The organism is Bacillus sp. NPDC094106 (assembly GCF_044764345.1).
Classification (GTDB): domain Bacteria; phylum Bacillota; class Bacilli; order Bacillales; family Bacillaceae_G; genus Bacillus_A.
Genome location: NZ_JBIWHY010000015.1, coordinates 77,716 through 96,107 on the forward strand (window position 1 = coordinate 77,716; position 18,392 = coordinate 96,107).

The 18,392-nt window shown below is 34.3% G+C and carries 21 protein-coding genes and 2 pseudogenes; 6 read left to right on the forward strand and 17 right to left on the reverse strand.

Translation table 11 applies throughout. The annotated features are described in order from the left end of the window. Window positions 1-21 precede the first annotated feature (21 nt). Window positions 22-1,272 carry an MFS transporter gene (locus ACIQ7L_RS20475; RefSeq protein WP_400571252.1) on the forward strand — a complete coding sequence of 417 codons (1,251 nt, stop codon included), beginning with the start codon at window positions 22-24 and terminating at the stop codon, window positions 1,270-1,272. Window positions 1,273-1,319: 47 nt separating this feature from the next. Here ACIQ7L_RS20475 and ACIQ7L_RS20480 read toward each other — a convergent pair whose 3' ends face one another. Continuing rightward, window positions 1,320-1,868 carry a CGNR zinc finger domain-containing protein gene (locus ACIQ7L_RS20480; protein ID WP_400571253.1) on the reverse strand — a complete coding sequence of 183 codons (549 nt, stop codon included), beginning with the start codon at window positions 1,866-1,868 and terminating at the stop codon, window positions 1,320-1,322. A 111-nt stretch (window positions 1,869-1,979) separates the two neighbouring features. Between ACIQ7L_RS20480 and ACIQ7L_RS20485 the strand changes: the two genes are divergently transcribed. Next, entirely contained in the window at window positions 1,980-3,173 is a 1,194-nt protein-coding gene (locus ACIQ7L_RS20485) for an MDR family MFS transporter (RefSeq protein WP_400571254.1), read from the forward strand. A gap of 75 nt (window positions 3,174-3,248) precedes the next feature. On the opposite strand, the gene ACIQ7L_RS20490 is transcribed toward ACIQ7L_RS20485, so the two are convergent. The 5 genes and pseudogenes from ACIQ7L_RS20490 to ACIQ7L_RS20510 form a co-directional block, all read right to left on the reverse strand. Next, entirely contained in the window at window positions 3,249-3,794 is a 546-nt protein-coding gene (locus ACIQ7L_RS20490; RefSeq protein ID WP_097897862.1) for a DUF2179 domain-containing protein, read from the reverse strand. 156 nt (window positions 3,795-3,950) lie between these two features. Then, window positions 3,951-4,307, reverse strand: a pseudogene (locus tag ACIQ7L_RS20495) (ATP synthase subunit I). A 53-nt stretch (window positions 4,308-4,360) separates the two neighbouring features. Beyond that, the gene (locus ACIQ7L_RS20500) at window positions 4,361-5,683 is read right to left on the reverse strand and encodes a hemolysin family protein (RefSeq protein WP_400571255.1); all 1,323 of its coding nucleotides are present in this window, start codon (window positions 5,681-5,683) and stop codon (window positions 4,361-4,363) included. A 121-nt stretch (window positions 5,684-5,804) separates the two neighbouring features. Then, window positions 5,805-6,212 carry a MerR family transcriptional regulator gene (locus ACIQ7L_RS20505; protein ID WP_097897860.1) on the reverse strand — a complete coding sequence of 136 codons (408 nt, stop codon included), beginning with the start codon at window positions 6,210-6,212 and terminating at the stop codon, window positions 5,805-5,807. 168 nt (window positions 6,213-6,380) lie between these two features. Then, a complete protein-coding gene (locus tag ACIQ7L_RS20510; RefSeq protein WP_400571256.1) occupies window positions 6,381-6,566 on the reverse strand; it encodes an SH3 domain-containing protein in 186 nt (61 codons plus the stop codon). Between the two features lie 311 nt (window positions 6,567-6,877). On the opposite strand from ACIQ7L_RS20510, the gene ACIQ7L_RS20515 reads away from it, so the two are divergent. Beyond that, window positions 6,878-7,765: a DMT family transporter gene (locus ACIQ7L_RS20515; RefSeq protein ID WP_400571257.1), complete on the forward strand. Its 888-nt coding sequence runs from the start codon at window positions 6,878-6,880 to the stop codon at window positions 7,763-7,765. Between the two features lie 114 nt (window positions 7,766-7,879). Here the strand turns inward: ACIQ7L_RS20515 and ACIQ7L_RS20520 are convergent, their stop codons facing one another. Next, window positions 7,880-8,749 (reverse strand): pentapeptide repeat-containing protein, encoded by an 870-nt coding sequence (locus ACIQ7L_RS20520; RefSeq protein ID WP_400571258.1) that lies wholly within the window; start codon window positions 8,747-8,749, stop codon window positions 7,880-7,882. Between the two features lie 108 nt (window positions 8,750-8,857). Beyond that, entirely contained in the window at window positions 8,858-9,718 is an 861-nt protein-coding gene (locus ACIQ7L_RS20525; RefSeq protein WP_400571259.1) for a LysR family transcriptional regulator, read from the reverse strand. A gap of 124 nt (window positions 9,719-9,842) precedes the next feature. On the opposite strand from ACIQ7L_RS20525, the gene ACIQ7L_RS20530 reads away from it, so the two are divergent. Then, window positions 9,843-10,403 (forward strand): cysteine hydrolase family protein, encoded by a 561-nt coding sequence (locus ACIQ7L_RS20530; RefSeq protein WP_400571260.1) that lies wholly within the window; start codon window positions 9,843-9,845, stop codon window positions 10,401-10,403. Window positions 10,404-10,542: 139 nt separating this feature from the next. Continuing rightward, window positions 10,543-10,719 carry a DUF1272 domain-containing protein gene (locus ACIQ7L_RS20535; protein ID WP_400571261.1) on the forward strand — a complete coding sequence of 59 codons (177 nt, stop codon included), beginning with the start codon at window positions 10,543-10,545 and terminating at the stop codon, window positions 10,717-10,719. 185 nt (window positions 10,720-10,904) lie between these two features. Here the strand turns inward: ACIQ7L_RS20535 and ACIQ7L_RS20540 are convergent, their stop codons facing one another. The 6 genes from ACIQ7L_RS20540 to ACIQ7L_RS20565 all read right to left on the reverse strand — a co-directional run bounded on the left by ACIQ7L_RS20540 (window position 10,905) and on the right by ACIQ7L_RS20565 (window position 15,762). After that, window positions 10,905-11,783 carry a GNAT family N-acetyltransferase gene (locus ACIQ7L_RS20540; RefSeq protein ID WP_400571262.1) on the reverse strand — a complete coding sequence of 293 codons (879 nt, stop codon included), beginning with the start codon at window positions 11,781-11,783 and terminating at the stop codon, window positions 10,905-10,907. Between the two features lie 397 nt (window positions 11,784-12,180). Further along, a complete protein-coding gene (locus tag ACIQ7L_RS20545) occupies window positions 12,181-12,759 on the reverse strand; it encodes an SGNH/GDSL hydrolase family protein (protein ID WP_400571263.1) in 579 nt (192 codons plus the stop codon). A gap of 15 nt (window positions 12,760-12,774) precedes the next feature. Further along, entirely contained in the window at window positions 12,775-13,599 is an 825-nt protein-coding gene (locus ACIQ7L_RS20550; protein ID WP_400571264.1) for an MBL fold metallo-hydrolase, read from the reverse strand. Between the two features lie 36 nt (window positions 13,600-13,635). Beyond that, a complete protein-coding gene (locus ACIQ7L_RS20555; protein ID WP_400571265.1) occupies window positions 13,636-14,199 on the reverse strand; it encodes a DUF7010 family protein in 564 nt (187 codons plus the stop codon). Window positions 14,200-14,300: 101 nt separating this feature from the next. After that, a complete protein-coding gene (locus tag ACIQ7L_RS20560) occupies window positions 14,301-15,152 on the reverse strand; it encodes an aminoglycoside phosphotransferase family protein (protein WP_400571266.1) in 852 nt (283 codons plus the stop codon). Window positions 15,153-15,264: 112 nt separating this feature from the next. Next, a complete protein-coding gene (locus ACIQ7L_RS20565; RefSeq protein ID WP_400571267.1) occupies window positions 15,265-15,762 on the reverse strand; it encodes an NUDIX domain-containing protein in 498 nt (165 codons plus the stop codon). Between the two features lie 326 nt (window positions 15,763-16,088). Here ACIQ7L_RS20565 and ACIQ7L_RS20570 point away from each other — a divergent pair, with 326 nt between their 5' ends. Beyond that, window positions 16,089-16,298 (forward strand): hypothetical protein, encoded by a 210-nt coding sequence (locus tag ACIQ7L_RS20570; protein ID WP_400571268.1) that lies wholly within the window; start codon window positions 16,089-16,091, stop codon window positions 16,296-16,298. A gap of 36 nt (window positions 16,299-16,334) precedes the next feature. Here ACIQ7L_RS20570 and ACIQ7L_RS20575 read toward each other — a convergent pair whose 3' ends face one another. The 3 genes and pseudogenes from ACIQ7L_RS20575 to ACIQ7L_RS20580 all read right to left on the reverse strand — a co-directional run bounded on the left by ACIQ7L_RS20575 (window position 16,335) and on the right by ACIQ7L_RS20580 (window position 17,987). Further along, complete coding sequence (locus ACIQ7L_RS20575; protein WP_400571269.1) at window positions 16,335-17,234, reverse strand: PhzF family phenazine biosynthesis isomerase; 900 nt, start codon at window positions 17,232-17,234, stop codon at window positions 16,335-16,337. An 85-nt stretch (window positions 17,235-17,319) separates the two neighbouring features. Next, a pseudogene (locus tag ACIQ7L_RS28185) lies at window positions 17,320-17,403 on the reverse strand (SDR family NAD(P)-dependent oxidoreductase); the annotation flags it as partial. A 20-nt stretch (window positions 17,404-17,423) separates the two neighbouring features. After that, on the reverse strand, window positions 17,424-17,987 hold the full coding sequence (locus ACIQ7L_RS20580) for a GNAT family N-acetyltransferase (RefSeq protein WP_400571270.1): 564 nt from the start codon (window positions 17,985-17,987) through the stop codon (window positions 17,424-17,426). Between the last annotated feature and the right edge of the window lie 405 nt (window positions 17,988-18,392).

An 18,392-nucleotide genomic window follows, 5' to 3' on the forward strand; every position in this document is an offset into this window, starting at 1 on the left:
ATTTGTAGGGAGGAATATTCATTGAGTGAACCTTTCATATCACAACAAGTTCAACCTAAGTGTACGAGTATTTCATTATTTAAAAACCGTGCATTTTTATTCCTTTGGTTATCAAGTACCACTTCTTTTCTTGCTCTTTCAACCTACCTATTTGCAGAACAATGGTATGTTATTCGGGCCTTAGGCCAGGAATCAGCGCTTGGCATTGTTATGATGGTAACTATGATCCCACGAGTCCTCCTAATGACTGTTGGAGGTGTGTGGGCAGATCGTTTTAAACGTTCAAAAATCATGTTAGTTTCTAGCTTCACGCGTTGTTTACTCATTTTTGTTATGATTACTTTATTACATTTACACTTATTAAATTTATGGTCATTACTGGTCTTTGCACTACTGTTTGGAATTCTAGATGCTTTCTTCTCACCAGCGAATCAATCCCTTCTTCCCCTTCTAGTCCCAAAAGAGATGTTAACTCGATCTAATTCTTTTATTCAAACTTCCAATCAAATTGCAATGTTTGCTGGACCAATGATCGGTGGCTGGATTATTACCGTTAGTTCTTTCTCAAGTTTATTTTTCTCCGTTGCCTGTTTCTTAGTAATTTCATGCACTTTCACATTATGTATTAAAGAAAAACAGCTTTCACTTTCTTCTGAGCAAGCATCTGCCAAACAAGAGCTATTAGCAGGTTTTCAATATGTATGGAATATGCCTTTTTTAAAATCCATACTTTTCATTTTAATGACAATTAATGTCTTCTTCTTTGGCCCTTTACTTATGGGAATTCCATTATTAGCGAACGAAGTATTACATGGAAAGGCAGTAGAGGTAAGCTTTTTACAAAGCTCTTATCAAGGAGGAATGCTAGGGGGCGCTTTATTAATTGGACTTTTAAATATTAGAAAAAAAAGAGGGCTTTCTATTCTAATACTTATTTCTTGTCTTGGTATTTCTCTTTCTTTCCTTGGTCAAATATATATTTTATCGCAAGGAATCATTTTACTTGTGATGATGGGTTTCATGTCTTCTATGATTAATATACCACTTGTTTCTATTATTCAAGAAAACAGTGAAACAGATAAACTAGGGCGAGTTATGAGTTTCGTAAGTGCCTCTTCCAACGGTTTAGTTCCGCTATCCTATGCCTTTGTATCCGTATGCTTAACATTTGGTACTTCTATATCTGACATTCTACTATATTGCGGATGTCTCATAACTATCTCCTCTTTTCTTTTTATAATAAAATGTAAAATTGTACGTGATACAAATTAAGTAAACAGTGCAGTATTTTGACTGAAATACTGCACTGTTTCTAGAAATTAAACGTTGTAACCCGAACGTCCTTTTCTCTTCGCCCGATAATTTTTCACTTTCGCAATCGTCCCGCAAGCTCTCCCCTCTTTACTACCTGCATACATACCACACCAGCGTTTACTTCCATTGCGAGAATGATCGTAAAAGACCCAGCGGCAATCCGGACATGCTTTTAACCGGCTCCACCTCTTTTGATCAATAGCCATCAAAATAATTTGTAACATCATCGTATAGAAATTTTGTTCTCCAATTGGTTCATATGTAATAGCGTCCATATTTTCTGTCACACACACACGAAATGGATATTTTTCAAACCACTCTTGCATTGCATCTTGCTCCTCAACTGCGAAACGAATTCTATCTCGAAATCGTTTCAGCTCGTCCAACGTACCAAACGAAAACTCCTCATTAAAATGAGTTCTCATAAATTGAAATACATCGTCTATCATATTCAGCTCATCTATCGGATTTCTTGTGTCATTTGGAATTCTCCATGTATTTAAAAAATCTCTTACAACTTCTAATTGCCCTGGTGTCTCTTGGCCATGGCTCAAATCCCTTCACCATCTTTCTAAAATTTACTTTTTTCTGACTTTGTGTATAATTATAATATAAAATAGTTAACCAGTAAAAACTTTTAATGGTTACATTATAGGAGGCTTTCTATGAAAAAATTTTCAATACCTATACGTGTTATACTCATTTCGTCATTTTTTATGGCATTTGGATACTTTGCTGTATATGCTTTCCTCGCTATCTATTTATCAAGTTTTTTACATTTTTCTGCCATGCAAGTAGGAACAATCTTAACGATTATGACGATTACATCACGAGTTATCCCTTTATTTTCTGGTATCATTGCTGACAAAGTTGGCTACATGATTATGATGATATCTGGCTTACTATTAAGAGGCGTTGGCTTTATTTGTTTAGGCATATTTTCAGAGTTCCATACGATTTCCATTTCCGCTTCGCTAATTGGATTTGGAAGTGCATTTTATGAACCAGCTGCTCGTGCTGTATTCGGCTCACAGCCAGCTCATTTCCGAAAAGATTTATTTACATATTTAAACCTCGCTTTTAACAGCGGTGCGATTATCGGTCCAATTGCTGGTGGCCTATTACTCTTATGGAGCCCTTTATACCCATTTATACTTAGCGGATCACTCATGTTATTATTTGCTATCATGTTTTATCTTCTTAGATCTCACTTCCAAGTTTCTACTGAGAATGTACAACTCTTATCTGGGTTAAAAGCCGTTTTTGAAAATAAGCATTTTCTTTCATTCTCATTTATCATGATTTTCTTTTATATTATGTTTACTCAGCTTACTGTAGCTCTTCCGCTTCATATGACCAACATTAGCCATAGTACAAAGTTAGGTGGACTTGTTATTACAGTGAATGCAATTACAGGTGTTTTGTTTATGGTTGTATTTCGAAAGATCTTCCACAAATACAACACACTTTCAATTGTAAAATGGGGTGTGCTGTTAATGGGGCTTTCTTTTTTACTTATTCCTTTGGTGCCACATCCATATTGGCTATTTGGTTGTGTCATTTTATTTACAATCGGTGAAACACTTGTATTACCTAATGCCGATATTACAATTGCAAATTACAGCAATGAATCTTATACAGCTACATATTTTGGATTTTATCAACTATCACTCGCTATCGGATTTATGATTGGGAACTATACCGGAACATGGTTTACATCGAGCTTTAAAGGAATGGATACACCTTGGATTATTTTCGGCGGAATAGGATTGTTTGGTTTTGTTTCACTCCATTTTTTTAAAAATATAGCACAAAAACCAAAAACAGATTTATTAATATCTGAAAAGAAAAGTATGTAACTTTAGCCACCTAAATGAATTGCCTTTGCAACCTCTAAAATAAAAAGGAGAAGCATCTTTCAGCTTCTCCTTTTTTCATGATGCATGATCTTTCTTTTTCATTAATGCTCGTTTTTTCATAGCTTTTGTTAAATAGCCACCTTTGAAAGAACGAATCTCATAAGAAGACATAAATGCTTTCGGCGCAATCTGGTTAATAATTTCTAAGAGTTCTTTCTCTCTTGAACGTTTCGCAACAATATCCAAACGATAGCGGACGGAATTTATCCCTTCCCCTTCAAATACTGTTACCCCAAATCCAGCATGTCTTAATTCATCAACTAATTCATTACAACGGTCTAGTAAACTAACTTGATACGTAATATATCCAATTGCTAATTTATTTTCTATATAACCACCTAATAAAAGTCCGGCGCTAAAACCGATCACATAGGCTACAATATTCATCCAATTTGATAAGTCCTGAAATACAATCCCTAAACTTACAATGTAAATTGCCCCTTCTAACAATCCAACACCCGCAGCGGATCTTGTTTGATTCTTTACAAGCAAAATCGTCCGGATTGTTAAAACTGGAACATAAATAATTTGAAGTACAAAAATAAGTAGCGCTTGTAACATTTTCATCCACCTCTTTCAAAAAGTCTTTTGTCATAATAACATATATAACCTTTAGAAAGCGATGGGATTTCTAAATTTTTTTAGTCTTTTATGAAAAATAATCAAAAGGAAATAAGAAGATAAAAAAGAACCGTTTTCCAGTTCTTTTTTATCTTCTTATTTTACTAACTGTACATTCGCATACGCTAAATTCGCGATCATTAAAAAGTGACCACCTAAGATCCCTGTACCAAATGCTCACATTTCCATTTCATATTCAATTTCATACATAATGCTAGCTCCTAATATTACAGCTGCAAACCGATTTAAAACCTCTATCCCAGGAACTTTTTCCTTAAGTACAATACTTTTCCCGACTTTCTCAACTCGTCGGGCTAATAACCAAAGCAATATGCACTCACCGCTAATCCGATACCAAACCCTGCTACTTGTTTTGAAAACGGAGTAACAGCCCACATAAGTAGTAAACCACTACAATTGTAGTCGATATACACGTAAGGCTATTTGAATCAAAATATCCGCCCCTAATTTCAAGTTTTACTTTGTGCAAGAAAGAAAGCAGCAACCTATACAGTTGCTGCTTTCTCTTGTTGATGATCAATTTTTCGAATTTCAACGCGTTTAATTTGATAAGCATCTTTTTCAAGTACTTTAAACTCATAATTTTCCGCTTCGACGCACTGTCCTTCTTCAATTTCATGATTTTGCATCATAATCCATCCGCCAATTGTATCTACATCTTCTTCTTCAATGTGTAATCCAAATAAATCTTTGACTTCTGTAATTAACACTTTTCCATCAACGATTTTGTGATAATCATTTACGTGTTGAATTGGCGGATCTTCATCTTCATCATATTCGTCACGAATTTCACCGACGATTTCCTCCAATATGTCTTCAAGCGTTACAATCCCAGCCGTTCCTCCGTACTCATCATATAACACAGCCATTGGAATTCGCTTTTTCTGCATTTGCAGAAGTAAATCATGAATTGGAGTTGTTTCCATAACTTCAATAATCGGACGCATATACGTGCGAATCGATGACAAATCTTCTTTATCATTTTTCATATATCGAATAAAGAAATCTTTTACGTTAACCATGCCGATAATATCATCTTTATCTTCTCCAAAGATTGGATAACGCGTATATCGCTCACTTTGAATCACTTTCATGTGTTCTTCTACTGAATCTTCGAGATAGAAGCCAACAATTTCTGTTCGCGGCACCATAATCTCTTTTGCAATGCGGTTATCGAATTCAAAGATATTATTTACATACTTATATTCTGCTTGATTAATTTCTCCACTTTCGTAGCTCTCAGAAAGAATAAGACGTAATTCTTCTTCAGTATGTGCGACTTCATGTTCAGAAGCTGGTTTCAAACCGAATAAGCCAGTTACAACACGCGCTGAACTATTCAGTATCCAAATAAATGGATACATCACTTTGTAGAACATCATTAAAGGTCCAGCAAATAACAATGTTACCCTTTCAGCCTTTTGAATTGCCATCGTTTTCGGAGCTAATTCCCCTACTACAACGTGCAAATATGTCATCGTCATAAACGCAAGACCAAAAGTTAATACATGTGAAACGGAAGGATTTAAATTCCATTTCTCAAATAATGGATGTAACAGTTTCTCTATTGTCGGTTCACCTAACCAACCGAGTCCCATTGCTGTAACTGTAATACCTAATTGACAAGCAGATAAATATTCATCTAAATTCGATGTTACCTTTTTCGCCGCTAACGCACCGCGTTTTCCTTCCGCAACAAGCTGATCAATGCGACTTGAACGTATTTTAACAATCGCAAACTCTGCTGCTACGAAAAATCCAGTAAATGCGATTAAAATCGCAACCATGACTAAATTAAATATTTCCAATGAATCCCCTTAGTTAAAAAACTAAGGTGTCCACCTCCTGTATACTATAATGTTCTCTGATTTAATTCTATTAGAAAACATAGCGCTATACAGAAATTAAAGGGGATAGATACAATATATACTATACAAACATGCTCAGTGCTTGCATTAAAGCTGTCGTTTGACCAGATAAAGATTTCGATATTTTTTCACGTTGTGAAGCAGTCAATCCATCTAACAGAGGTTTCAACTGCGTTAACTCTGTTTCTAATCGATGGATATGTTCTGTCACTTCATTCACTTGTTTCGAAACGTGTTCATTGACACCGAGCAGCTTCTTCTTCTCCTCGACCCTCTCTTTAATCTCACAAAGCGGCATATGCATTTCTTTGCATTTCTCAATAAATTGTAGTGTTTCAAATGCTGTTTCGTCGTAATAGCGATAATTAGATTGAGATCGCTCCGCTTTTAAGATACCTAGATTCGTATAATAATCAATCGTTCGTTTCGATACGTGAGCCAAGTGAGCCAACTGTCCGATTCGATACACCTTCCCAACGATCTTCCCCCCTCAGTTATATTAAGGACATCATACAATACATAAACTGTACAGTCAAACGTGATGGTTTATTATTCATATATATGCAAAAAAATCACCATATATTTTAATAAAAGCTTTAAACGCAAAAATATGTATCTACTTACATTTTTAAAATTTTCACTTATATTGCTTTACATTTTGTTTTGGCACCCAGCCTTCAGCTTCTTTTTCTAGCTTTTCACACCATATCCATCCATTCCATTCATGTAAACCAATAAGGATCTCTCCTACTTCTATATTCAATTCTTTTGCCGTATATCTTTCTAAAATCAATCCTGTACCATTTACATTACGTTGTATCATTTGCTCTGGTACCCAGCCTTACCGATTAAAACCATATCTCCTTTTTCTAGATAAATAGGGTCTCGGTAATTACTCCCATGCGGCCAAATCGCAATATATTTCATAACACCCTCCAATAATCTGAAAATTAAGTTATAATCTTATTATACGTTAGTACAGAAAGGAGAATACAGATGTACTATAGCCATTTATTCGAAAACGATCAGCCAGTTGTCCGTCTATAAACTAGGGCGGGCATTTGTATAACAAATAAACTATGCCTCGTCTTAGGGATCCTATACAATCCTAAAAATAGACGGAGGTACTTCACTATGAAACAAACCATTTTAGGAGCTATATATTTATCTCTTGCAGCAAGTATTTGGGGTGGTATGTACGTTGTAAGTAAATATGTACTAGATTTTGTTCCCCCGCTTACGCTTGTCTGGCTGCGCTTTATCATCGCTTTTTTCGTTTTATATATAATTTTGAAAACAACAGAACAAAAACATAACAAGAAGATACGTATTCATAAACGGGACTGGTTCCTTTTTGCTTGGATAGGTTTCATTGGTTATTTCATCTCGATTACATGTCAATTTATTGGGACGAAATTATCAGATGCCCACACAGGCTCTTTAGTTACATCAGCCACTCCAGCATTTATGGTCATATTTGCTGCTTTCATTTTGAAAGAAAAACTAACTGCTCGCAGAATATTTTCTACCATTTTAGCTACAATAGGTGTCATTATCGTCATTGGATGGGATATAGAAGTTCGTTCATATTTTATTGGGACACTCATTTTAGTAGGAGCTGCTGTTACATGGGCTTTGCTATCTATTTATGTAAAAATTGCTTCTACTCGCTTTTCATCCTTAGTCATTACAACGTATGCAATATTCTTTTCACTCTTTTTCATTACCCCCTGTATGATTTGGGAATTACAATCGAATCCAATGGAACATGTAAATATCTATGTACTGTTAGGTATATTATATTTAGGGATTATTTCCACTGCAGGTGCTTTTTTTCTGTGGAATAAAGGGCTTGAGCTAATGGATGCTAGTATTGGCTCATTATTTTTCTTTTTTCAACCTATTGTAGGATCCTTATTAGGATGGTTACTTTTAAACGAAACATTAAATAGTAACTTTTTTATTGGCGGTACCCTTATTATATTTAGCGTAGTAATTACTACATTTGAAAAGAAAAAGTAGGAATCATCAAAAACACAGGCTATAAAAAATACAGCCTGTGTTTTTATTTTCTACTAAGAAAAGGATCACATACATTTATATGTATATGAACTTGATGTTTCATTTACCTTTTGCTCAAGCAGACCAATGCGTTGGACGAGAGAGTAACTCTGGTAATTTCGTGTTTGCATCTCCTTTTGCTGCATTAATCTGGACTTGGGTAAGAAAAATGCTGTCCGTAAGATTTGCTCCTCTTAAATCAGCATCTCGTAAATCAGCACCAATAAAGTCAGCCGATCTTAAATCGGCGTCTCGAAGATCTGCCGCAATCAGGTATGCCCCTCTTAGATTCGCTCCCCTAAGGTCTGCTCTTCTAAGCTTTGCCCCCATCAGATTCGCTCCTCGATGGTTAATCCTCTTATTTTTTTTCGAATTCTTATACTGATGACGTGACTCCATCCATACTAGCTCGCTTGTCTTTAAAAGAAGCGTATTGATGTCCGCTCGATGTAATGGAACATTTAGTTCTATTATTGAATCTGGACTAAGCTTTGAAAGTCGTTCCGTCTCATCAATCGCGGCACGAATCTCCCTATGAATCAGACGTGTCGCTTTTAACGTTAAAGCTTCATTCAAATACCAAAGCATTTCATGAAGCTGATGCATAACTGGAAAAACGTCATACATTTTCTTTGCCTGTTCTGGTCCTGTACGCCAGTCAACTCCCTCAAAAGTACCTTGAGAAACCTTTTGTCCTGCACCAAAACATTCAAAAACTGTACATCCTTTAAACCCTTTCTGTCTAAGGTTTTTATGAATACTACAACGAAAATCCGATTGCAGATTTGAGCAAGGCTTACCAGCATCCTTATTAACCGCAAAATCTACCGACGCTGCAAAAGGTAGTGCGACACAACACAAACCGAAACAATTCTCACAATCAGCTCGTAAACTGTTAAAACTTGCGCCATTTTTTGAATTCAACTCATGATTACCTTCTAACAAAACATGTCCCCCCTGTTGCTATGTTACTTGTTTAATTTTATATGTATGAGTGCACAAAATAAATAGGTTCTATTATTTTAATTTGTATAAAAAAGTACCTTCTGGCAATTACAAATTAGTTTCTGTAAACATTTTAAAAAGGGCTTTACCAACCCTTTCATTTCGTGCAATCAAATATATCGCTCTTTGTTTTTGAAAATCCCGAATTGGTATAGTACGCAGCGGTAAATGTTCAATACGTTCTGAAATCGTCCGCGGAACAATTGTAATTCCCGCTCCTGCAGCAACCATACCAAGAATAAAATCTCGAAATGATACCTCGGAACTAATATTAGGCTCTGCCTTCAGTCTTTCAAACTCTTCTATAATCGCCCTTCGAATATCACAGCCAATTGGATACATAACGAAACTCTCTAATAAAAGTTCATTTATAAATATATCTTCTTTTTTACTAAATGAATGTTTCTCCGGAAAAACTACGTCATATGGCTCCACAAATAATTGTCTATTCCAAAGATGTTTTGGTACCCATTTTTCATCTACTAGACCTGCATCTAACTTGCCTGATAAAATTTCTTCCATAATCTCTTTAGACATATCATACACTTTGGTTTCTATATTGATATTCTCACTCTTACCTCCAATAAGTTTTTCTGGAAGATAGAATGCTGCAAGACTAGGTAATAAGCCTAGCACTACATGTATGGATTCCCCCATGCCTTTCATTTCCTTCCTAATACTATCCCATTCCTCAACAAATGGAATGATTTTTTTTTGAAAATGAATCCCGGCTTCTGTTAATTTTATTCCTTGTGAAGATCTGCTTAATAATTCTACTCCTAATTCATCTTCAAGTTTTTTTATTTGTTTACTTACTGCTGGCTGCGTAATATGGAAATGCTCTGCTACTTTTGAAAAACTTTTATATTCTGAGCAAAGCAAAAAACACCGTAACCACTCTATGTGCATTCTCTATATCCCCTTGTTCAAACTTTTTGTTATACCCTTCAAAATTAATGGAAATTCTCTCCTTTTACAATACTTGATATTCTTTTAATAGAAAACAAATCATTTTTGAAAAGGAGAATAACAAATGAAACGATTACCTAAAAATGCTGCACTTATTCTAGTTGATATTCAAAAAGGATTCGATGATTCTTACTGGGGAAAACGCAATAATACACACGCTGAAACAAATATGGAACTTATATTACAAACATGGAGAAAAACAAACCGTCCTGTCATTCATGTACAACATATCTCACATAAAGAAAATCACCCGTTAAGAAAAGAAAGCAACGGAAGCGAATTTAAAGATTTTGCTATCCCTCTTCCGAATGAACCCGTATTTCAAAAAAATGTGAATAGCGCTTTTATCAGAACCAACTTAGAAACATATTTACGGGAACACAATTATGAAACTGTCGTCATTATTGGTCTAACGACAGACTATTGTGTATCCACTTCAGTTCGTATGGCTGGTAATTTAGGCTTTTCAACTTATGTCGTTTCAGATGCGACCGCTACATTTGGTAGAATCTCATATGATGGAAATTACTATCATGCAGAAGATATCCATAAGCTAGCATTAGTAAGTCTGCATGAAATGTTTGCTACAGTTTTAACAACTGGTAAACTTATTGAGCTAGTTTAAAATCAATTTGTAAATACACTATCATATTTCATTTCAAATGCTACTCTAATTTCCTAATATATTTTCATTTGAAAAGGAAATATTCTCTCGTTTGTATTATCATTAAATTATAAACATTCACACAATAGGAGGAACGAATATGGCATTAGAAATGAAAACAAACTGTCAAACTTGCAATGCATCTCTTCAAACAGATTCAGAAGCATACATTTGCGTTTATGAATGTACATTCTGTGCACCATGTACAGAGAAAACGCAGCAAATTTGCCCAAACTGTGGTGGTGAATTAATGCGCAGGCCGAAAAAGAAACAGTAAAAAGAGCTGCCCATAAGTCAGTTACACTGACTTATGGGACAACTCCCACCACTTATTGTTTTACGTTCTTCAAACTTTCATATAATCCAGATGATACTTCCGCCCTCATTTTTTACTATTATAATGAAGAGAAATTACATCGTATTTTTTACTAATATACAAATGTAAATATATATTCCTAGTTATTATATATTTACAGAATAAAATTCCATTTTATCTGCAATAGAAAATCCTGCTTTTGTATATAGACGAATAGCTCGTTCATTCTCTTCACCTACACAAATTGAAATTTCTTCAATTTTCATATAATTAAACAATTCATACAGTCCGTAATTTAAAAGTTTTAATCCAATTCCCTTATTTCGTATAGACGGTTTAACAGCGATATATTCTATATTTCCCTCTTTAAATTCAGGGCTACCTTCAATATAAATATACCCTAACAAACACTCTTCTTCCTTAAAAACAAATAATTTATTACACTCATTTATTCTTCCAATAATTGTTTCTCCATTATAATAAGTATCTGGAAACTCTTCATCATGTAATGTAATAAACTCTTTATAAAGCCCAGGCGTAATAGATTTTATCGATAAACAAGGATGATATAAAAAAGCTGAAGCATGCATTTTTAAAATTACATGTTTTCCTTGTTCACTGGCAGATAGATATTTCATAAATTCTTGAGCATTTTTATTTTCCTTATTAAAAAAACCATGGAACGAATGAACCATTCCTCCTAATTTAGATAGGCCTATTCCCCACATTTTCTTTGCAATTTTCTCCCAATCCTCTTCTTTATGAATAAAAGGTCCCCAGATTTCAGCTGTTTTCATTTTACTATTTACATCAAATCCTAATGCTCCAATAATTTTTTTATCTTCATACATAATAGTGAATGAATCTGTGAAGCAATAGTCAGAAAAATCGTTTTCTAAAGTATCTTTTATTTCATCTGCTTTTATCCCACAGTATCCAACATGATGTTCTGGAATTCGATTCAAATTTGCAATAAAAGAAGCCAACTCAATTAACTCTATACCGTCTTTCTTATAAGTCTCCATCTATTTCCTCCAATCTAATAATGACTAAATCACCCTTTACTTTTAGCAATTTTTTCACATCTTCGAAATATGATTAATTCAAAAAATAAATAAACGAGTGCATTTATCGTAAGAAAGAGTAAAACTACTCCTCCAATAGTAAACAAAAATTGCTTATTTATAGCTATATCTTGAATTAATTGTAATCCTAATATAAATGGACCATATTTTAGAAAAGGAGCTACTGTTAATAGAATAGATGTAAGGCCTATAATAATAAATTGAAATAATTTTCCGTTAACATAGCACCGAAGAGCAAAACAGACATAGTTACTAAATTAATAAGTATCGTACTTATCATTCTTATAAGTACGATACTTATTAAATATAATTGCTCTAAAGCCCCTGTCCTTTTTCTTTACATCGTTGATTTTACAATCCCTTTTAACTTCCCCCCGATTAACTCTGATAAGTATTCATAACCAGCTACTCCAAAATGTAATCCATCACGCTCTTCATTTTCCACAAATCTCTTATAGTTTGATTCTTGCATCATATGAGAATATAAATTAAGAAAATGACTTCCCGTTTGCTTCGCTACTTCTTCCATCGTTTTTGCATACTGCCCTAATACTTCATTTGTTCTTGCATGCTGGTTCTCCTCATCCACTGGTGCTGGACTAATTAACAGTACTTTTTCTGGATATATTCTTTTCACAATCTCAATCAGATTTTCTTTATATTCTTGTAGTGATACTTGCTTATGGAAAGCCGCATCATTTGTACCAAAAAAGACCGTTACAAATGTCGGGCTATAAAATAAGACGTCTTCTTCTATCCTTCTCAAAGCATCAAACGTATTATCACCAGGAACCCCTGCATTTACTACTTTCCAATCAGAAAACAGCTCTTGTAAACGCGGCGTTAATCTAGGTACTCCATTCCAAAATGTTTCATCAGCTGTAATACTATCCCCAAAGCATACTAATGTATTCATTTTTGTTTCTCCTTTTTATGTATGAAATAAATTCCCTTCTAATGCAGCAATATAGCGCTGTGCCGAACGCTCGACAGCCTCATTTGCATCATCTTTTACTACACGATGAAAAGCGTTGTATAAACGATTAAAAGAAAGTGGCTTTACTCTTTTAGCCATCTCTTCAACTTTATTTGCTGGTAACGGAATTAAATTTGGATAGCTGTACATAAAGCTCACCCACTGCTGATCCGCAACAACTTGAATAATATCACCTGTTAATAAAATCCCTTTCCCATCATTCCCTTGTGACCAATGTAAAACAGAACCACCTTTAAAATGTCCGCCTAAACGGTGAATAGTTAATCCATCAGCTAATTGCAATGATTCTCCTGACCAAAAAATAATATGTTTGCTTGGACGCATTACCCACTCTTTATCATCTTCATGTATATATATCGGTACATCGAATCTTTCTGCCCATTCTACTTGAGTAGAATAATAGTGCGGATGAGATAACGCAATTGCATCTAATCCGCCTAATTCTTTTACTTTTCCTATCGTAGTTTCATCAAAGTACGAAATACAATCCCATAGTAAATTGAATGATTCTCCATTCACCATATAGGCCGTTTGACCAATCGCAAATTCTGGTTTTGTTGTAATACTATAAAGCCCCGCTTCTTCCTCAATTATTTCATTTTTATATGTATGCCCCTCTTGTAAACCCTCCAGCGTTGTCCAAGATTGACCTTTCGGATTAATATATTGTCGCTCTTCATTACAAATCATACAATTCATTGGTTCTTCTACACTCGCTGCATATTGTACGCCGCATGTTGTACAAATAAAGTTCTTCATAAAAATTTCCCTATCCCCTTTTTGTTTTCTATTTTTTTAAGCTGTCATTTTACCATTCCGTTGATTTCCTATTTTTTTATTTTCGATAGATAAACCTACAATTGTAATTACATAAACAGCTGTAACTGCAATCGGTATTACTATAAATCCTTTTTCCGAAAGTAAAATCCCACATATAGATGTTACTAATACTGTACCAACTGATAACAAACCATAACTCTTACTTTCATATATCCATACGTATGGTAAAAAATGAACTCCAACTAAAACAGCTACTGTAAATGGTAACCACTCGGGCATTTGAAAATATACAAATACTACAAGCGGAATATTTAGTACATTTATCGCACCAATTATTCCCCCTAAAGATCCCATCGGATTCCCTTTTGCAAACATATCAATTTTCAATAGTGCTGCTAGCATTAAACCAACTGGAAAGACACACCCCATTCCAATCAGATACACCCAAACCGTATACTTTTCCGGCAATACACTGCCTGCTATACCAGCAATAATCCAAAATATTAAACCAGCCAGCACTACAGGAAGTCCCCTTTTTGTTCTTTTTGCTAAATCTCTTTTTGCTTCCAAAACATTCATTTTTCCGCCTCCCCAAAAACATGAAAATATGCTTAAATATAACGAAGTCGTCTCATTTTGAACAATTGGCTGTCACGTTTAAAATGAAGCGCTTAAATTTTTCAACAAATTAGATTCATCCAATAACGCCAAGCTTTTAAATAGTCTCCTAAATCTTCAGGATGATGCCTAATACAAGTTTCTAATCGAAGATACAACCCTATTATTACTTCTTCATACAAAACTTTTCCTTTTTTACTTTTTTGAAATACACTTTGTTCTACTACACGGTCGATTGTTTCCTTCGTTAAATCTTCAGGCGTCGAACAAAATGCATAAATTAAGTCATATATTGGTTCTCCCAGAACCGGCAAAGGATCAATCACACCATATAATTTATTTTCTTTAAATATAAAATTGTGAAATCCACAATCCCCATGCAATAAAAACGGTTGATTACTATGGAGATGTCTATTTGGACTATGTACGAATTCAAGAACAGTACGAAAATCCTCTTCTATTATATAAGTTTTTAAATTCTCACTAGCCTCCATCACTCTTTTTAAAAGAAAATCTTGCCAAGAGTCTACTGGTTCTTCTTTCCATCCCCACTGATTCATTTCCATAGTTACTTTATATGTATGAATCACTTCCTGTACAAGTGTACAAAGAACATCTCTTTTATTCCCACCATCATAACTTGTGGAACCAGGAATAAATGAGTAGACTATATATCTATTGAGTGGATCAACGTACAAAAGCTTAGGAAATAGACTATCGTTTTCATAAAAATTGAGAAAATACGCTTCTTCTTCGATGACTTTTGGTCCATTCAACTTTACAACACACTGCTCTTTTCCTTCTATAAGATACAGTCTACTTGTGGTACCGCCAGTTAATTTCTTGTACTCTTTCGGGTAATTAGTAATAACTTCATTAACAACCAACTGTTCAATAATTTCTGAAATCTTCACTTTTTATCATCCTTACTTACATATCACTACTATAAATGAAACGACTTTACTATTATTTGACAAATATAAGAAAAAACCTTTAAAAATCTTTATATTATAGAAAAGGCGATCCTTATCCTTTTGAAACCGATAATGCAGCAGCTAATATTTCATCACAAATCTCATTCCAATTTGGATAATATAATGTAACCTCACTCGGTTTCACAAATATCCTTCTATTTGATTCATACTCTCCGTCAAAATCATGCACTTCTGTAATATCCATTCGATAAAACGGCTGATATCCTATCTTTGGATATAGACCATTTTCATTCCAACTCGGATTTTCACTATGGTCTACAATAATATATCCTAGTAAGGTACATTCTCCTTTCACATACCCTTCTTCCCACGCCTCCCTCTGAAAGCATTCTTCTGGTGTCTCATCCCGTTCAATATGCCCTCCTGGAAAATCCCAACTACGATTATGATGATCTATTAATACAATCTCATCTTTATAAAAACAAAAACCATGAACACTCGTAATTCCTTTATACTCTGGTAATGTATTTGCTTTTTTCCATGTTAATTTCACTTTTGATTCTCCATAGTTCGCGTATATCGTTGTCATTCTCTTCCTCCCCTTCATTGCAAAAACACCTATAAATATATGGATACCAACGATTAGATTTTCCAATCTCCCAAACCGTATATTTTCACCTTTTTCTATCAATATTTTATTCTTGCATACTAAAACCCTGCTAATTCTACATTCATTAGATACTAGAACAATACAAGAATGGTATACAGTCTTATCAAAATATGAAGTAAAGGTACCTAACAATGAATTCAATTTAGAAGAACAAAATTACCAAGATTCGTTTAAAAACCGGCCTAATTTTTCATAAATAAGGAAATAATAAAGAAAAATAATTGTAAATATAGGAGGTCTTATTTATGAAACCCGATTTTTTACAAGCCGTACATAAAGCCATTGGTAATATTGAGCATATCCACATTGAAGAAAGTGGATCAGACAGTTTACTCATTCATCATGATGATGTACAAAAATTAGAACAAGTTGCTGAGACGTTAGAAAATCAGAAATTCCATTCTACAATTAGAAACAATGGGAATACATCTTTTATTGAAGTGATAAACAGATGAAAAAAGTTCGGTTATATACCGAACTTTTTCCTACTTTTAAATCAAAACTTGTAACTCCTCTGCATATACCGCAGTTCCAGAGATTTCAATTTGTAGAGAATCATCTTCCTTGTCTTTTGTCACATAAACAGTGACGCGACCATCTTTTTTCATCTCTTGTCCCTGTTCAACAATTAATGTCAGTTCACTATCAAAATCTTGCTTCAAAAATGTAGCATAATACGCTCCCATTACACCAGAAGCAGTCCCTGTCACTGGATCTTCTATTGTCCCAGAATAAGGTGATGAAAAGTGACGACCGTGCATATGTACTGCTTCATCATAAGTTTCTAAACAGAGTGGATGAATGGAAGCCTTAGGCATTTCCTTTAGAATAGATGGGAACTCTTTATTATTTGGTTTCATTCTTGCGCAAGCAGCCAATGTTTTAATTGGTACTATTAATGTCCAAATTCCCGTACTCCCGTATACAATTGGTAATTTTTCATCTAAATCGTCTTCATGAAGACCAATGCTATGGGCTAAGTCTTCTCTAGAACCATCAAACTTTTGAAACTGTGGTACTGCTTGCCTCATTTTAATAAATGATTCTCCATTCTCATCTACGCCTATATGTACTGGTAAAATTCCTGCTTTCGTTTCTATTGTGAGATTTTGTTTTCCCTTTAGTAATCCTCTTTCATGAAGTGCATATATAGTTCCTACTGTCGCATGTCCACAAAGATTCATTTCATGTCCTGGTGTAAAATAACGGATTCTTATGTCAGCTACATCGGAAGGAAGTACAAAAGAAGTTTCGTTAAACCCTACTTTTTTTGCAATAAGCTGCATTTCATCATCAGTTAACCCTTCTGTATCTAATACAAGACCAGCTGGATTTCCCATATTCGGTTTATTACTAAATGCATCATAATGGAAAACTTTTATTTCCTTCATGTTCTCATCCCCTAAATTTATTTAAAAATTTTGCCATACAATTCTGTTTCTCTCCTCAGAATACAGCCGTTTTTCCTAACGATCGGAAAACAACATGTCCCTTTTCATGAAACACTTTGACTAGCTCAAATCCTAACCCTCGATTCCCACCGGTAATTAGTGCTTTCATGCACTCTTCTCCCCTATATATCAAATCTCTTCAGATTGATTTTTATAATATATTAAAAAATCAGTCCACTTACCATTTTCAAGGGAAAATGCTTTTCTTGTACATTCAAAAACAAATCCTGCCCTTTCCGCCAGACGAATCGATGGCTCGTTATCAACATTTATATGCAATTCAATACGGTGAAACTTAAGATGCTCAAAGAATACATCCATAGCGGCCCGTACACTTTCTACCCCATATCCCATTTTCCAGTACTGATTATGAATCGAATAGCCCATCATCGCCCACTGATAATCCATTCGTAAAATGTTAATAAGTTCGACCTTACCAACATTTGCACTATCTTCTTTACGAAAGATTCCGAAAACATACATTTCATCTCGTTTTGCTGATTCATGAAAGCCTCGTATCCACTCAGTAAACCATTCTTTTGTGGAAGATGACATATCTCGATAGCCATCATCGTACTTATACTGCGATGGTAAACGGTTATGAAATCCCTCATACCAACTGACATAATCTTCTTTTTGCAAAGGACGGATAATAAGCCTTTCTGTCTCTACTTGTAATAATGATTGTTTCATTTTATATCTCTTCCTTTATATCCAGGTACTTCCCCACATAAATCCTATTCTAAATCAACTGTCGTCATTTATTATTTAAATATTCTTTATTATTTTATATAAAATACAAAATTTAGTAAATGAATATCTTTTTTCTCCTCCAACAAGTGCTTCCATACTTGCTGATTGCTCTGCTCGTTTTTGTAAAAATTGTTGTAGTTTACTCAAAGTCAAATTTGATAACAATTATTCATTAAATAAAAATATCCCGATACCTATAAATTTTATTAAAAGTCAAGAAAATATTTAAAGTCATTTAGAATTAAACAACCGAATATAATGTCACACATTTTATGTGAAAAAAGAGAGGATAAATGAACAGGACTAAAATACCTGTATTCATCTATCCTTTTTTGTACTACAAAT

Excerpts from the sequence above, each read along its gene's own strand:
- ACIQ7L_RS20485 (WP_400571254.1), top strand. The coding sequence starts at position 1,980 with ATGAAAAAATTTTCAATACCTATACGTGTTATACTCATTTCGTCATTT.
- ACIQ7L_RS20490 (WP_097897862.1), bottom strand. The coding sequence starts at position 3,794 with ATGTTACAAGCGCTACTTATTTTTGTACTTCAAATTATTTATGTTCCA.
- ACIQ7L_RS20510 (WP_400571256.1), bottom strand. The coding sequence starts at position 6,566 with ATGATACAACGTAATGTAAATGGTACAGGATTGATTTTAGAAAGATAT.
- ACIQ7L_RS20515 (WP_400571257.1), top strand. The coding sequence starts at position 6,878 with ATGAAACAAACCATTTTAGGAGCTATATATTTATCTCTTGCAGCAAGT.
- ACIQ7L_RS20525 (WP_400571259.1), bottom strand. The coding sequence starts at position 9,718 with ATGCACATAGAGTGGTTACGGTGTTTTTTGCTTTGCTCAGAATATAAA.
- ACIQ7L_RS20530 (WP_400571260.1), top strand. The coding sequence starts at position 9,843 with ATGAAACGATTACCTAAAAATGCTGCACTTATTCTAGTTGATATTCAA.
- ACIQ7L_RS20535 (WP_400571261.1), top strand. The coding sequence starts at position 10,543 with ATGGCATTAGAAATGAAAACAAACTGTCAAACTTGCAATGCATCTCTT.
- ACIQ7L_RS20540 (WP_400571262.1), bottom strand. The coding sequence starts at position 11,783 with ATGGAGACTTATAAGAAAGACGGTATAGAGTTAATTGAGTTGGCTTCT.
- ACIQ7L_RS20545 (WP_400571263.1), bottom strand. The coding sequence starts at position 12,759 with ATGAATACATTAGTATGCTTTGGGGATAGTATTACAGCTGATGAAACA.
- ACIQ7L_RS20550 (WP_400571264.1), bottom strand. The coding sequence starts at position 13,599 with ATGAAGAACTTTATTTGTACAACATGCGGCGTACAATATGCAGCGAGT.
- ACIQ7L_RS20555 (WP_400571265.1), bottom strand. The coding sequence starts at position 14,199 with ATGAATGTTTTGGAAGCAAAAAGAGATTTAGCAAAAAGAACAAAAAGG.
- ACIQ7L_RS20565 (WP_400571267.1), bottom strand. The coding sequence starts at position 15,762 with ATGACAACGATATACGCGAACTATGGAGAATCAAAAGTGAAATTAACA.
- ACIQ7L_RS20570 (WP_400571268.1), top strand. The coding sequence starts at position 16,089 with ATGAAACCCGATTTTTTACAAGCCGTACATAAAGCCATTGGTAATATT.
- ACIQ7L_RS20575 (WP_400571269.1), bottom strand. The coding sequence starts at position 17,234 with ATGAAGGAAATAAAAGTTTTCCATTATGATGCATTTAGTAATAAACCG.
- ACIQ7L_RS20580 (WP_400571270.1), bottom strand. The coding sequence starts at position 17,987 with ATGAAACAATCATTATTACAAGTAGAGACAGAAAGGCTTATTATCCGT.